The 13,605-nt window shown below is 63.7% G+C and carries 12 protein-coding genes; 6 read left to right on the top strand and 6 right to left on the bottom strand.

All coding sequences use genetic code 11. The features are described 5' to 3' along the window. Positions 1-57 precede the first annotated feature (57 nt). From APH44_RS00455 to APH44_RS00440, 4 genes are all read left to right on the top strand, one after another. Positions 58-4,944: an NEL-type E3 ubiquitin ligase domain-containing protein gene (locus tag APH44_RS00455; RefSeq protein WP_054890717.1), complete on the top strand. Its 4,887-nt coding sequence runs from the start codon at positions 58-60 to the stop codon at positions 4,942-4,944. 199 nt (positions 4,945-5,143) lie between these two features. Continuing rightward, positions 5,144-5,704: a DUF4174 domain-containing protein gene (locus APH44_RS00450; protein ID WP_054890716.1), complete on the top strand. Its 561-nt coding sequence runs from the start codon at positions 5,144-5,146 to the stop codon at positions 5,702-5,704. 315 nt (positions 5,705-6,019) lie between these two features. Further along, the gene (locus APH44_RS00445) at positions 6,020-6,853 is read left to right on the top strand and encodes a DUF692 domain-containing protein (RefSeq protein ID WP_054890715.1); all 834 of its coding nucleotides are present in this window, start codon (positions 6,020-6,022) and stop codon (positions 6,851-6,853) included. Beyond that, positions 6,846-7,550 carry a DUF2063 domain-containing protein gene (locus tag APH44_RS00440; protein WP_054890714.1) on the top strand — a complete coding sequence of 235 codons (705 nt, stop codon included), beginning with the start codon at positions 6,846-6,848 and terminating at the stop codon, positions 7,548-7,550. Before APH44_RS00445 ends, APH44_RS00440 begins: the two co-directional genes overlap by 8 nt. 124 nt (positions 7,551-7,674) lie before the next feature. On the opposite strand, the gene APH44_RS00435 is transcribed toward APH44_RS00440, so the two are convergent. The 4 genes from APH44_RS00435 to APH44_RS00420 all read right to left on the bottom strand — a co-directional run bounded on the left by APH44_RS00435 (position 7,675) and on the right by APH44_RS00420 (position 11,042). After that, complete coding sequence (locus APH44_RS00435; RefSeq protein WP_054890713.1) at positions 7,675-8,169, bottom strand: DoxX family protein; 495 nt, start codon at positions 8,167-8,169, stop codon at positions 7,675-7,677. A 15-nt stretch (positions 8,170-8,184) separates the two neighbouring features. Next, positions 8,185-8,811, bottom strand: coding sequence for a ferric reductase-like transmembrane domain-containing protein (locus APH44_RS00430; RefSeq protein WP_054890712.1), 627 nt, complete (start codon positions 8,809-8,811; stop codon positions 8,185-8,187). A 192-nt stretch (positions 8,812-9,003) separates the two neighbouring features. Further along, positions 9,004-10,305 carry a HAMP domain-containing sensor histidine kinase gene (locus APH44_RS00425; RefSeq protein ID WP_054890711.1) on the bottom strand — a complete coding sequence of 434 codons (1,302 nt, stop codon included), beginning with the start codon at positions 10,303-10,305 and terminating at the stop codon, positions 9,004-9,006. Continuing rightward, entirely contained in the window at positions 10,302-11,042 is a 741-nt protein-coding gene (locus APH44_RS00420; RefSeq protein ID WP_054890710.1) for a response regulator, read from the bottom strand. The genes APH44_RS00425 and APH44_RS00420 overlap by 4 nt, the downstream gene beginning before the upstream one ends. A 217-nt stretch (positions 11,043-11,259) precedes the next feature. On the opposite strand from APH44_RS00420, the gene APH44_RS00415 reads away from it, so the two are divergent. Together APH44_RS00415 and APH44_RS00410 are read left to right on the top strand one after the other, a co-directional pair. Then, on the top strand, positions 11,260-11,535 hold the full coding sequence (locus APH44_RS00415) for a DUF2790 domain-containing protein (protein WP_054890709.1): 276 nt from the start codon (positions 11,260-11,262) through the stop codon (positions 11,533-11,535). Next, positions 11,525-12,094, top strand: coding sequence for a thioredoxin family protein (locus tag APH44_RS00410; RefSeq protein WP_054890708.1), 570 nt, complete (start codon positions 11,525-11,527; stop codon positions 12,092-12,094). The genes APH44_RS00415 and APH44_RS00410 overlap by 11 nt, the downstream gene beginning before the upstream one ends. A 30-nt stretch (positions 12,095-12,124) precedes the next feature. Here the strand turns inward: APH44_RS00410 and APH44_RS00405 are convergent, their stop codons facing one another. Both APH44_RS00405 and aroQ read right to left on the bottom strand, forming a co-directional pair. Next, positions 12,125-12,973 carry a shikimate dehydrogenase gene (locus APH44_RS00405; RefSeq protein WP_054890707.1) on the bottom strand — a complete coding sequence of 283 codons (849 nt, stop codon included), beginning with the start codon at positions 12,971-12,973 and terminating at the stop codon, positions 12,125-12,127. Next, entirely contained in the window at positions 12,970-13,419 is a 450-nt protein-coding gene (aroQ, locus tag APH44_RS00400) for a type II 3-dehydroquinate dehydratase (protein ID WP_054890706.1), read from the bottom strand. Before aroQ ends, APH44_RS00405 begins: the two co-directional genes overlap by 4 nt. Positions 13,420-13,605: the final 186 nt, after the last annotated feature.

The following is a 13,605-nucleotide window of genomic DNA, read 5'->3' as shown; positions in this document are numbered from 1 at the left end:
CCCGAGCGGGGACCCTGCCACCTAGCCTGCGCTTCTTTTTTCAAGGAGCGCGATGCCATGCCGACCCCCCGCGAACAGCGCGAAGAAGACGCCACGACCGTCCCCGATTTTCCGGCCTTGCATCAGGACGCCGTGATTGGGGAGCGTTTGCCGGACTGGCTGCGTCAGGCCTCCCCGGAACAGGTCAAGCAGTTGCACGAAGCGATGCAGCTCAGCGTGTACTTCCAGACGCGGGCTCAAGCCATCATGGGGCAGTTGGAACCCCTGGACAGCTTTGCCCAGACTCGTCTGACCGAGGCCCTCAAGCCCCATGTCGACGAGCCTTTCGATGTCCGCACGTTGCAGTTTCGGCGTGGACACCGTGAGCCGGTGCTCACCTCGATACCCATCGGCTATCCGGTGACGGTGCCGGTGTACACGCAAATACCCCTGCTCGAGGCCGCGCTGGGCAACTTCCGCGAGGAGGAAACCGAGGACGGCGGGCAGTTACCCGGTAGCCGGCTAGGCGATCCTGGCAATAACTCTGCACGTCTGCCTAGCGCGCGTCATTTCGCTGCGCTGTGCCGGTCACTGGACCTGGGCGGTCAGTACCAGCGCCATTTGCACACGGTGCTGGAGCAGTACAGCGACTCGGAGGCTGGCGCCGACTCGGTGTTTGGCCGTGCCCATCGCTACGGCATGCTGGCCGATGCCTGTGTCGCTCGGCTGAAGGGCGTCCTGAGCGAGAACGAATACGTGCTGGTGCAGAATCTCTGCGCGCAGAAAGCCCCGTTGACCTTCGAAGGACGACCGGTGCAGTGCAAGCGCCTGAGCCTGTTGGCGTGCAACCTGGAGCAGATCGTGGTGCTGGATGTGCGCGATGAGACCTTCAGCCCTCTGTACAGCTCCAGCCACCGCGTGCTGGTCCATATTCCGGGCGACCCCGCGACCCCATGGAGCGCGTTCCCCAACCTGCGCTACTTTGCCAATGACCTGGGCAAGCGCTTGCGGCTGCCCGGGTATCAGCGTTTCTTCAGCCGCTTCGTGTTGCGCCGCGATGCGCAGTCGTTCTTTTCTGCTGTGGCTTCGGGCTACCAGGGTGTGTCGGACCTGGCGAACATTGCGTTGGAAGAGCACATGCATCCTTGGGAGATCAGCGACCAGGCCACCGCCAGTACCTTGGAGGGCTCGCTGTTCATTGCGCTGGGTCGTGCGCGCATCGCGCAGGTCAAGGCCGATGCGGCGATGATCGCCGTGCCCTCGGCTGCTGTGGATGAACAGGTCCGGCGCGAGCATGATCAGCGCTTGTCCGCAGAGGGCTGGGCTTTGCTCAGCATAGCGGGGCTTTTCGTGCCGGCCCTGGGCGCGGTGTTGCTCGCGGTGAGCGCATGGCAACTGCTGGGTGAGGTCTACCACGGTGTCGAGGCCTGGCACGAAGGGGACAGCAGCGAGGCACTCGATCACCTGCTCAACGTCGCCGGCGATGTCGCCATGATTGCGGCTACGGCGGCAGGTGCTCAGTTGGCGCGAGCGGCCTGGAGCCGTTCGGCACTCGTCGATAGCCTGTTGCCGGTGCGGCTGGAGGACGGCAGCACGCGGCTGTGGAAAGAAGACCTCACACCCTTTCGCAGTGCGCCGCCTGCGGGGGCCGTGCGTGACGACCTGGGTGTATACCGGGCCGGCGAAGGCTGTTGGGTTGAAATGGATGGCCAGCACTATCGCGTTGCGCAGGGCAGCGATCAGCGCTGGCGCCTGCAGGGTGACGACAAGCATGCGCCGGTGCTCAGACACAATGGCGCGGGTAGCTGGCGGCTGTGGTGGGAGCAACCGCTGGAGTGGGATGACCCTCGGCGCTCTTTCCGGCGCCTGGGCCATGACTTTGCCGAGCTGGATGACGACCAGATCGATGAGATCCTGCTCGCCCACGACATACAGGCCCAGCATCTGCGAGCGGTACATGTCGAGGGGCGCGTGGCCCATGGCGAATGGCAGGACAGTGTCGTTCGGTATCGGCTGGACCTGCGAATCCGTCGAGTGGTCAGGCAATTGCGCGGCGGGGTCATGCCCACCGAAGAGGCCGTGCTTGATCAGGCGCGGTTACTACCTGGCGCCGCAGGTGCTTCGGACCAGGCATTGGCGGAGTTGATCTGGTCCGAACGAAGGCGTCTGTTCGAGCAGATGTATGCGTTGGAGCAGCCACCGGGGAACGCAGGCGTCCAGCGTCTGTGTCGGCAGTTCGCTTCATTGCACGGTCGAGCGGCTGCGCAACTGATGCGCGAAGCCAGTGTTGTGGATCGCCAGCGCTTGCTGGATGACGGCCGGGTTGCGATGGACCTTGCTTCAAAGGCGGGCGCTGCGGTGTGGCGTATCAGAGTGGCCCGAGTGTTCGAAGGGTTGTACCTGGACGCTAGCCAGAACGCCGACCTTGCCCGTGTTGCGCTGCAGGTTCTCGACACCCTGCCGGGTGCTTCGCGCAACGTGGCCTGGCGCTTGTGCGAGGGCTCTGCGAACGGCCCGGTGCTGCTGTCGATAGACCGCACACAGGCCGTTCGCACACTGACCCTGGTTCACACCGATGGGTACTTCCTACTGCTCGATGAGGCAACCGAGGCGGTGCTCGGGGAAGGGGAGTTGTTCGAGGTCCTGAGCGGTGCGATGGATGGCCCTCAGCGGGAGGCTCTGGGATTGGGCGAGCCCCTGGCGCACAACCTGCGTGTGACCCTGGCGCGCGCGACCGCGGCCCGTCGGGCGGACGTCCAAACGATGCTCGGCAGGCGTGCCTCTGCAGGCTGGTTCCGCGCGCCGCAACGTCTGGCGGATGGCCGGGTCGGTTACCCGTTGAGCGGTCGCGGGGGCGGGCGGGGACGAGGCCGGCCGTTGTTCGCCAGGGTACGTAACCTCTACCCGAACCTGAGCGACAACGATGCACAAGCCTGGCTGGTGACGCTTGGCAACAGCGGCGGGAACATTCACACCGAGCTGAGTCGGCTTGAGGATGAGTTGGCCGTGCTGGAGACGGACCTGCAATTGTGGACCAATCAGCCCGTGAGCCTGAGCGCCCGTGGCGAAAGGGTCTACATGCGTGACGCCTTGCTTGCGGCCTGGCGGCGCACGCTGCCCAGGGTGTACGACCAGAACGGGCGCGTGATCGGTCAACGCCTGAACCTGTGGACCGTGTCGCTGCAGTCGCTCCCGGAGCTTTCGCAACAGGTTCGCTTCGATCATGTGGTGTCGTTGTCGTTGCGCGGCATTGGCCTGACCGAGATTTCCAGCACATTCATGCGGGCGTTCAGTCGCCTGGAAGTCCTTGAGATACCCAACAACAGGCTTACCCGCCTGCCGCCCCGGTTACGTCACCTGTCGCGACTGCGTGAGCTGGACCTGACCGGCAATCAGATCATGCTGGACGATCGCCAGGCGACCACGCTGCTGCAACTGACGCACCTGAGGCTGCTGGATTTGTCGTACAACCCATTGGGGCGCAGTTTTTCCGTGGCGGGCATGCCGCACCTGAACTCCCTGCAGCTGGCACACACCGGAATCAGCGAGTTGCCCGAGGGCTTGCTGAGTCGAGGCTCTTTGGTGGTCGCTGACCTGCGTCACAACGCAATTGTCGAACTTCCCGATCACTTCTTCAGTGCCCCGAGGTGGTACGCCCGCGCGGTGCTGTTGAGCGAGAACCCGCTGAGCGCCACGTCGACCCAGCGACTGCGCAGCTTCATGATTCGTCATCAACTGATAATTGAAGAGGAGCTGGAAGCCGAAACTGTCAGTGATCAAGCGGAGGAGGGTGCTGCTGCGCTCGACAGTGCCCGTGGTGCCTGGCAACACGTGATCGAAGCAGGCGACACCGTGCAGTTCGACGATTGCTGGAATGGGCTGGCCGAGGCGCCGGGCAGCGCCGACTTCATGGACTTGTTGCGCCGCCTGCTGGAGACATTGGATTTTCGCAACCATGGCGCCGATCTTGGGCGGCGAGTGACCAGCATGATGCTTGCGATGCGTGAGCATGCTGAGTTGCGCGAGGAACTGTTCACCCAGGCGATGTTGCCCAGGACCTGCCAGGACAGTGTCATCGGTAATTTCAGTCGACTGGAGGTGCGCATGCTGGTCTGGAGGGCGCTGGTCGACGCCAGGGGAGGTGCCCAGGATGCGGCATTGGTACGCTTGGGACGACAGCTGTGGCGTCTGGATGAAATCGAACGGATTGCCGTCGATGACATTGCCGGCCGTGTGATCGCGGGACGTGACCCCGATGAAGTCGAGGTAGAACTGGCCTACCGTGTCATGCTGCGCGATGACTTCGATCTGCCCGCACAACCGGCAGACATCGCCTACCAGCAGACTGCCGGCTTGACTCCCGAGCGTCTGGCTGCCGCCCGCCAGCGGCTGCGCGAGGGGGAAACCGAGCAGGCCATGGTCGAGTCGCTGTTCATGCGTGAATTCTGGACCGAGCATCTCAAGAACAGCCATCAAGCGGAATTCGACGCCATCAAGAAGCCGTTCTTCGAGCGTATCGAGGTGGTTCAGGAGATGGCTGGCAATGATTCATCAGGCGCCCGATCCTATGACGATACCGTGCAAGCCCTGCGTAACGAGGTGCAACGGTTGCAGACGCAGTCCGGCCAACTGAGCCTTCAAACCGCCGATCTGACGGGAGATGCCCTGGAGGAGCATCTCAAGCGGCAGGCCGATATCGACCGGCAACTGCGCGAGCAGCGTGCCAGCCTTGAGATACGCTTGGTCGATAGCGAATTCGCCGAGCGCATGCGCGCGCTTGGCACTGGCATGGATTCACAGACCTTTCGCCAGACGATGGACCTGCTGTCGACCGAGCACGACGCGGCGGTGCAGGCACGGATCATAGAACTGACCCGAGCCGCGCTGGCGCAGAACCCATCCCAACTGGGACCGGGTGCTTCCGAGCCGCAGCCTGGATCAAGCCGTGGCAGCGGCACGGGCTGAGCGGCGAGGGGCCGGCGTTCATTGTTGGGCTATGCTCTGCAGTGGGTGCCGGCCATTTCCGTACCTCCTGAGCGAAGGCCTGGACACCGGAAGTTACCTTTGCACAGCGCATGGTCCACCTCAGGTGGTTTAGGCTCCGTTTCGGATCTTTCTCTATGATCTGTAGTCATTGATATATCGAGAGAACAAGGAGATACACATGCTCGTCCGGTCACTGACCCTCGCCACCCTGCTTGCCGTCGCCGCCCCGCTATTGGCGGCCGACAGCGATGCGCCCCTGGCCAAGGAGCTGGGCAAGGCACGGCCACTGGTCGTGATCGCCCCCAGCAGCGCCGACCCGACCTTGCGCGGGCTGGAAGAGGCCATGAAGGATCCAGCCACCCAGGCCGGGTTCAAGGAGCGTAACCTGGTGCTGTTCAGCGTTGCCCAGATGATGGGCAAACGCGAAGACAAGAACCTCGAGCAGCAGACCACCATGGCGCTGATCCGCGAGCTCAAGCTTGGCGCGAGCAAAGGCACCAAGGTGATCCTGATCGGCAAGGATGGCGAGCGGCACATGCTCAAGGATGATGAAAGCGGTGAGAAGATCGACCCGCAGGCGATTTTCAAGGCGGTTGACGAACTGCCCGCCGCTGAGAAAGCCATCGCGACACCCGAGCCGGTCGCTGCCGCCCCGGCCGCAGAGCCCAAAGCGAAAGAAACTGGCAAGGCCGCCAAACCAGCCAAGCCGGCAGCACCGCCCAAGCCACTGGACGACTGAACCATCCGCGCCGGTCTTTGCAGACCGGCGTTTTTGTATCGCACTGTATCACCGGGCCCCGGTGACCGATTGCCATACAAATTCCGCCATTGCCCGATACACCAAGGACACACCATTGCGGCGAAATGAGCTGACCTTTCGACCGATGTGGAGCCTTGCCATGACCGCTATCTGCAATCTTCTCCCGCCGTTCTGCCGTTTCATTCGACAAATCTGACCTCTCGCCGGTTAGCGCGCGGGGCAAGCCATCTTCCATCGTTCAACGGAAGGCGGCTTGCCCCGCAGTCGTTTCCGGCCCCTGCGGAGACTTCTCTCATGCATTCCCAACCCTTGCTCACCGGCCTTGGTTTGCGCCGCGGCCTGCTTGCCGAACTGCTGAAACTGGAGCCAGGCACCGTGGACTTTCTCGAATGCGCCCCGGAGAACTGGATCAATGTCGGTGGCGCCTTTGGCCATGGCCTGGCGCAGCTCGCGGAACGTTTCGCAATCGCTTGCCATGGCCTGTCCCTGTCGCTGGGCGGCCCCGAGGCGCTGGACCTGAAGCTGCTCGATAGCACCCGCCGTTTCATGGACCGATACCAGGTGAAGCTGTACAGCGAACACCTGAGTTATTGCAGCGATGATGGCCATCTCTACGACCTGATGCCTATTCCTTTCACCGACGAAGCTGTCCGCCATGTCTCTGCGCGTATCCGCCAGGCCCAGGATTGTCTGGGCCGGCGTATCGCGGTGGAAAACATCAGCTACTACGCCGCGCCCTACCAGGCGATGAGCGAGTTGTCGTTCATCCGCGCGGTGCTCGAGGAAGCCGACTGTGACCTGCTGCTGGACGTCAACAACGTCTTCGTCAATGCCTGCAACCATCGATACGACGCATTGGCCTTTCTCGAAGGGCTGCCGCGCGAACGGGTGGTTGGCATGCATGTGGCGGGGCACTACGACGAGGCGCCGGACTTGAAGGTCGATACCCACGGCGCTGCGGTGAAGGAAGACGTATGGACGCTGTTCTCGATCGCTTGCCAGCGTTTCGGCAATCAGCCGACAGTGCTGGAGCGCGATTTCAACTACCCGCCCATCGCCGAGCTGCTGGCCGAGACGGCACGCATCCGGGCGCTGCAGCAGGCTGCCGGAGGGTTGCGCCATGACTGAGCTGCGCGAGCAACAATTCACCCTGGCCCGTCACCTGCGCGACCCGCAGCGCCATCCGGCGCCACCCGGTATCGAGGCGCGGCGGTTGAGGGTTTACCGCGAGCTGTTCTACGGTGCCATCGAGGGCTTGCTGGCCGGCAGTTTCCCGGTGATGCGCAGGACCTTGGGCGATCAGGTCTGGCATGCCCGGGTGCGCGACTTCTACGCCAACTATCGCAGCCAGACCCCTTTGTTCACCGAGATTGCCGAGTGCTTCATCGACTATCTGCAAGGTGTCGAGCTGGATGCACCCTGGCAACTGGAACTGGCGCATTACGAGTGGATCGAGGCGTACCTGAGCCTCACTGATGCGCAGGACCCGGCACACGATCCAGACGGCGATCTGCTCGACGGGGAGCCGCTGCTGTCCTGTGTGGCCCAGGTGCTGGCTTACCAGTGGCCGGTGGAGCAAATCGGCCCGGGTTACCAGCCTGAACAGGCGCCAGAGATGCCGTCCCTGCTGCTGGTACACCGCGATGCAGGATTCAAGGTGCACTTTTCCCGCCTGGCGCCACTGGCGTGGCAGCTGTTGAACGCCTCGGGCAGCGGGCGTGAGCGCTTGCTGGCGCTGGGGGGCGAGGCGTCGCTCGAGGGCGGGAGAGCAATGCTCGAAGGGTTGCGCGCCCAGGGTGTGATCATTGGAACCCGGGCGCCCTGACGGGGCGCCTCAACCGAGGGCACGTGCTAATCATGCGGGCCCATCTACTGCGTTTGCACTCCGCTGGAAGACACAAAGCCCACGCCTGTTACCAGGCGTGGGCTTTGTGTTCTGCGGGTCTTGATCAGCCGTGCTGCCAGCGGCGAGTCAGCCAATAATCCAGGCTGAGACGTCCCGATCCCTTGAGTATCAAGGGCAGCAACGCCACCAGGTAGATCAACGGCAGCTTGAAGTTGCCGAAGCCGCGGTCGGTAATGGTATAGCCCTGGGCCAGCTCAGCCAGCGATGACCAATGTGCCGGCCAATGCACGGAGGCGATCGCGACGACCGTCACCACGGCCAACACCGCCGAGGCCAGGCGTGTGCCGAAGCCCAGCAGCAGGAGCAGCGGACAGATCAGCTCGGCCCACATCGACACTTGCCAGTTGAACTCAGCGGGCAGCATGTTGAACGGGAAGGGGAAGTTGGCCTGCAAGTCGACGAACCAGTTGTTGCCGTTGAACTTTTCAAGGCCCGACTCGAAGAACTCCCAGGCCAGGAACAGCCGCAGGGGCAGGTCCGCGCTCCAGTTGCCGGTGTTGTCGATGCGTGCAAGGGTGCGATTGATCAGTGTTGTCATGGTGCAGGTCTCGCTTCAGCAGGAAAGGGCGGGTTTGGCGCGGCGCAGGTGTTGAGCGCGCTTTGCGGTGAGCTTGAGGACGATGGCGGCGAACATCAGGGCGAATGCCAGCGGGTACCAGCCGCCCATCGGGATGCGCTTGTAGAACGACAGGCAGAACACCCCGGCCAGCACCCAGGTGCCGGTGCTGTGCAGGCCTCGCCACAGGCGACCGCCTAGCAGGCGCATGGCGCCTTTGAACGAGGTCAGGGTCAGCAGCAGGATGAACAGGTAGCCGACACTGCCGGGAATGTTGGCCACTGCGGTGCGGCCGGCCCAGAACAGTTCCGGGAAGCGTTGCGCATAGAGGTAGATCAGCACGCCATGAACCGTGTGGGAGAAGGCGAAGGCCAACCCGAGGAAGCGTCGCTCACGCAGCACCTGGCGGCTGAAGGCACCAGGCAGCAGGGTCACCAGCGAGGAGGCCAGAAACGTCAGCAGGAACAGCGCGAAGGAGCTTCGCGCGGTGGCGCGGATGGCGGTGCGCAGGGCATCGGCAGAGCCGACGGGGTGCATCCACAGTGCCAGCCCGGTCATCAGCAGGGTCAGGCCGGCAAGGGCAGCGAACAGCTTCCAGCCGGAGGGTAACGCGAGGTTTTTCATGAGCAGCTCCCAGGTCGTCGACGGCGAATACCGTCGCGTTGTTGTGGCTGGGAGTGTGTTGGGAAGGGGTATCTGCAGTGTGTCGGCAAGGCGCGGGTTGTGTATCGGCGTGTACCGTTGGGCGGGTGTGCTACAGAACCGTACAAGGCCCGAGGGTAGGAGGGGAGACCCCTCCTACAGATAGCGTTATTCCTACAGGTGCGAGGGCGGCAGTTCTATCTGGGCGCAGAGCCCACCGCTTTCACGATTGCTCAGGCTCAGTCGCCCACCCAGGGCCTGGGTCAGTTGATGGGCAATTGCCAGCCCAAGCCCGGTCCCACCGGTACTGCGATTGCGTGAACCTTCGACCCGATAGAAGGGTTTGAGCACCTCGCCCAACTCCTGCTCGGGAATCCCCGGACCTTCGTCGAGCACCCGGATCAGGGTGTCGCCGGTACTCCGGTGGCTGACTTCCAGGCGCGCAGAGCCGGTGAACTTCAAGGCGTTGTCCAGCAGGTTGACCAGGACTCGGCGCAGGGCATGCGGGCGGGTGTGCAGCACCGTGTCGGTGTCGCCACAGCGCACGACCTGCGCACCGCTGTCCTGGTAATCGAATACCAGGCTGTCGAGAAACGCGTCTAGATTGACCTTGCATGGCTGCTCGGTGCTGCTGTCCATGCTGCGGGCGTAGGCTACCCCTTCGCGCACCAGATGCTCCATGGCGCTCAGGTCGCTCCACAGTTTGTCCTTCTCCAGCCCGTCGTCCATCACTTCCACGCGCAGCTTCATACGTGTGATCGGTGTCTGCAGGTCGTGGGAGATGGCGGCCAACAATTGCATGCGCTCCTTGAGATAAGCGGCGATGCGTGCTTGCAGGGCGTTGAAGGCGACGGCCGCGTACTTCACCTCGCGCGGGCCGCTCTCATCCAGCTGTGGCCCCGGCTTGTCGGGGTCGAGGTGGTCGACGGCCTGGGCCAGGCGCGTCAGGGGGCCGATCGCCAGGCGTACCGCAAGCCAGGTGCACAGCAGCAGGATTGCCAGCTGGAACAACAGCACTACCGGTAGCCAGGTGGCCAGTGGCACCGGCGCCGGGGTGACGTCGATGGTCAGTGGCGCGCCGTCGGCGAACTTGAGGTGCGCCTGGAAGTGCGGGTTTGGCCCGGGGATATCCTGGAAGGTCAGGTGATAGTCCTTGCCGATCGCCTTGACGATCGACTCTGCTGCCATGGGCGGGTCGGCGCTGGGCATGCTCTGGCCGACGAGGCCTTGGTCGAGGCGGTAGCGGTAGTTGTGACGCTCCAGGCGCGCAAGCCACCCGGCACGTTCGGCGGCGGGCAGGCGGTCGAGGATGGCCACCGAGGTGGCGACGTCCATTTCCAGGTTGCTCAGCATCATCGAGCGGCTGCTGACATAGCGCTCGTAGAACTGAAGACCGAACGAGGAGCCGTAGGCCAGCACCAGCCCCGTCAGGAAGATCAGTGCCAGGCGCGAAGCGAGGGTGCCCGGCCACTTCATGTCGGCGACTCGATCAGCGAGACCGGCAGCGAGAACACATAGCCCTCGCTGCGCACGGTCTTGATGCAGGTCGGTTCGCGCGCGTCGTCGCCCAGGCGCTGGCGCAACCGGCTGACCAGCAAGTCGATGGAACGGTCGAAGATGTCGGCTTCGCGGCCCTGGGTGAGGTTGAGCAGTTGCTCGCGGCTGAGCACCCGCTGCGGATGGTCGAGGAATACCCGTAAAAGGCGGTACTCGGCGCCGCTCAAGGCCACGAGGGTGCCTTCGTCGTCGAGCAAGTGACGGGCGGTGGTGTCCAGGCGCCATTGGCCGAAAGCGATCAGCCGGCTGCTTTCGCTGATGGTGAGGTTGGGCGGCAGCATGCGCGTGCGACGCAGCACTGCATTGATCCGCGCCAGCAGCTCGCGGGCGGAGAACGGTTTGGTCAGATAGTCGTCGGCGCCCATTTCCAGGCCGATGATGCGGTCGGTTTCGTCGTTGCGTGCAGTGAGCATCAAGACTGGCGTGTTGCGGTGCTTGCCTGCGCGCAATTCGCGGCACAGCAACAGGCCGTCGTCGCCGGGCATCATGATGTCGAGCACGACCAGGTCGACGGAGTTGCCCTCGAGAAAGCTGCGCATCTGCCGGCCGTCAGCGACGATGCTCGTGCGCAGACCGTTCTTCTTCAGGTAGTTGCCGACCAGCTCGCGAATTTCGCGGTCGTCGTCGACGATCAGGATGTGATCGACGTGTTCCATCATGGTGGTCCTGTAATGAGTGCGATGGGCACAGTGTAACGAGGCTCGGCTCGCTTGCCTGCGGGTGTTTGTATTGCAGTGTATCTGTCGGCGACACAGATACAGAACGAAGCAGCACGCGCGTTTCTCGACACACAGGCGATACCTGGCGGGCTTCAAATGGCTCTCGACCGGGGAGTGAACTGCTCTCCACCTAAAGCCCCGCAGGAGATACACCATGAACTTCAAGACCCTTGCCAGTGCCAGCCTGTTCGCCGTACTCAGCTTCGGCGCCATCGCCGCCCAGGCCAGCACCCAACCGATGCCCGACAGCCAGGCCATGCAGTACCGCTACGGTGATCACCTGGACGTCAAGCGCGTACTGTCGGTGAAGAACGAGCGCAGCAACGCCTGTGGCGTGGTCAATACCCGCATGGATTACCTGGACTCGCAGGGTCAGGCACAGAGCGTCGAGTACCGTACCTACGCCACCGGCGGTTGCCATGACAACTGATCGTAGCCAGGCCGAGCCAGGCCGCCCCTGGCGACGTCGCTGGCTCAAGGTGGGCGGTGTGATCCTGGCGCTCGCAGGCCTGGGGCTGGCCGGGCACCTGCTGGCGCGCGACGACCTGGGGCCGATGCCTTCGCTGGCAGGTGCCCAGGCGTGGATCAACTCGCCGCCGCTGGATGCGCCTGCGCTCAAGGGCAAGGTCGTGCTGGTGGACTTCTGGACCTGGGACTGCATCAACTGCAAGCGCAGCATGCCGTACGTCAACCAGTGGGCCAAGCGCTATGCCGACCAGGGGTTGGTGGTGGTGGGCGTGCATACGCCGGAGTACGACTACGAGCATGATGTGGGCAATCTCAGGCAGAAGGTACGCTCGCTCGACATCGGTTATCCGGTGGCGGTCGACAACGATTACCGGATCTGGAATGCCTGGGGCAACCAGTTCTGGCCGGCGCATTACTTTGTCGATCGCAAGGGGCAAGTGCGCCATGTGCATTTCGGTGAAGGGGACTACGCTGGCCAGGAACGGGTGATCCGCGAGCTGCTGGCCGAGCCGTCGACGTAGGCGCCGGCTAGCGCCGCTGCAGCGAGCCACTCAGCGCAAACTGGCAAAGTGTTCCTGCATCCGTATCGGGTCGGCCTTGCGACCGCTGAACAGCTCGAATGCCTTGACCGCCTGGAACACAGCCATGGTGCCGCCGTCGAGTGTCTGGCAGCCCAGCGCCCGGGCGTGGCGCAACAGCTCGGTTTCAAGTGGGAAGTAGATGATCTCGGCCACCCACAAGCGCCTGTGCAGCAGTTCGACCGGCAACGGCGTACCCGGCAGCTTGGCCATGCCCACCGGCGTGGTATTGACCAGCCCGTCGGCGGTCGCCAGGGCGTGGGCCAGGTTTTCGCCCAACTGCGCGCGGCCGGCCCCGAAGCGTGCGCTGAGGTTGTCCACCAGCGCTTGCCCGCGTGCGCGGTCTACCTCGAACAGCACCAGGCTCTCGACTTCCTCGGCCAGCAACGCATGAGCCACCGCGGCCCCTGCGCCGCCAGCGCCCATTTGCACGACCTGGCGCCGAGCAACGCCGGGCAGGCCTCGGCGCAGGCCTTCGGCGAAACCCAGGCAGTCGGTGTTGTGGCCGATGCGCCTGCCGTCCTTGAACACCACGGTGTTGACGGCGCCGATGCCGCGCGCCTCGTCCGATAGCTCATCGAGCAGCGGCAGGATCGCCTGCTTGAACGGGAAGGTGATGTTCAACCCGGTAAAACCGGTGTGCTGCGCCGCGTCGAGCAAGCGGGGCAGGGCACTGTCGTCCACACCCAGTTGGTCGGCATCGATCAGCCGGTACAGGTAGCGCAAGGCCTGGGCGTCGCCTTCGTGCTCGTGCAGCGCAGGTGTGCGCGAGGCCTGGATGCCGCGCCCGATCAGGCCGGCGAGGATGCTGTGCGGGGTCATGCTGCGATCTCCTGCAGCAGTTGCTGGAAGTGGGCAAGCGCTGCGCGGTAGCCCTGGCTGCCCAAGCCGCAGATCACCCCCACGGCCACCGCCGATACGAACGAGAGATGCCGGAATGGCTCGCGTTTGTAGACGTTGGACAGGTGCACCTCGATCACCGGCAATTCACAGGCGACCAGCGCGTCACGGATGGCAACCGAGGTGTGGGTCCAGGCGCCGGGATTGATCAGGATGCCGGCGCAGCGGCCACGGGCGCCATGGATCCAGTCGATCAGTTCACCTTCGTGGTTGGTCTGGCGAAACTCGGTTTCCAGGCCCAGCTCACGGGCGCTGGCAGCGCACAGATTGGCAAGGTCGGCGAGGGTTTCCCGGCCGTAGTGACCAGGTTCGCGGGTGCCGAGCAGGTTGAGGTTGGGGCCGTTGAGTACGAGGATTGGGCATGGCATGGCGCAGCATCGCTTTTATTGTTGGTTGCAACAAGTTTTGTACTATCCGGTTAGTTTTGTAAATCAGCTGGCGCCGCTCGGTATGAAAATCGGGGGCGATAATCGCCCACCGTTCCGGCTGGATTACAGAATCGTAATCTTCACGCCACCGCCACGATAACCGCCGCGTCCTAGAGTCCCTCGCCA

The organism is Pseudomonas sp. NBRC 111143, from assembly GCF_001320965.1.
Classification (GTDB): Bacteria; Pseudomonadota; Gammaproteobacteria; order Pseudomonadales; family Pseudomonadaceae; genus Aquipseudomonas; species Aquipseudomonas machongensis.
The sequence above is the reverse complement of the archived record's forward strand: the minus strand, read 5'-3'. Positions and strand labels throughout refer to the sequence as shown.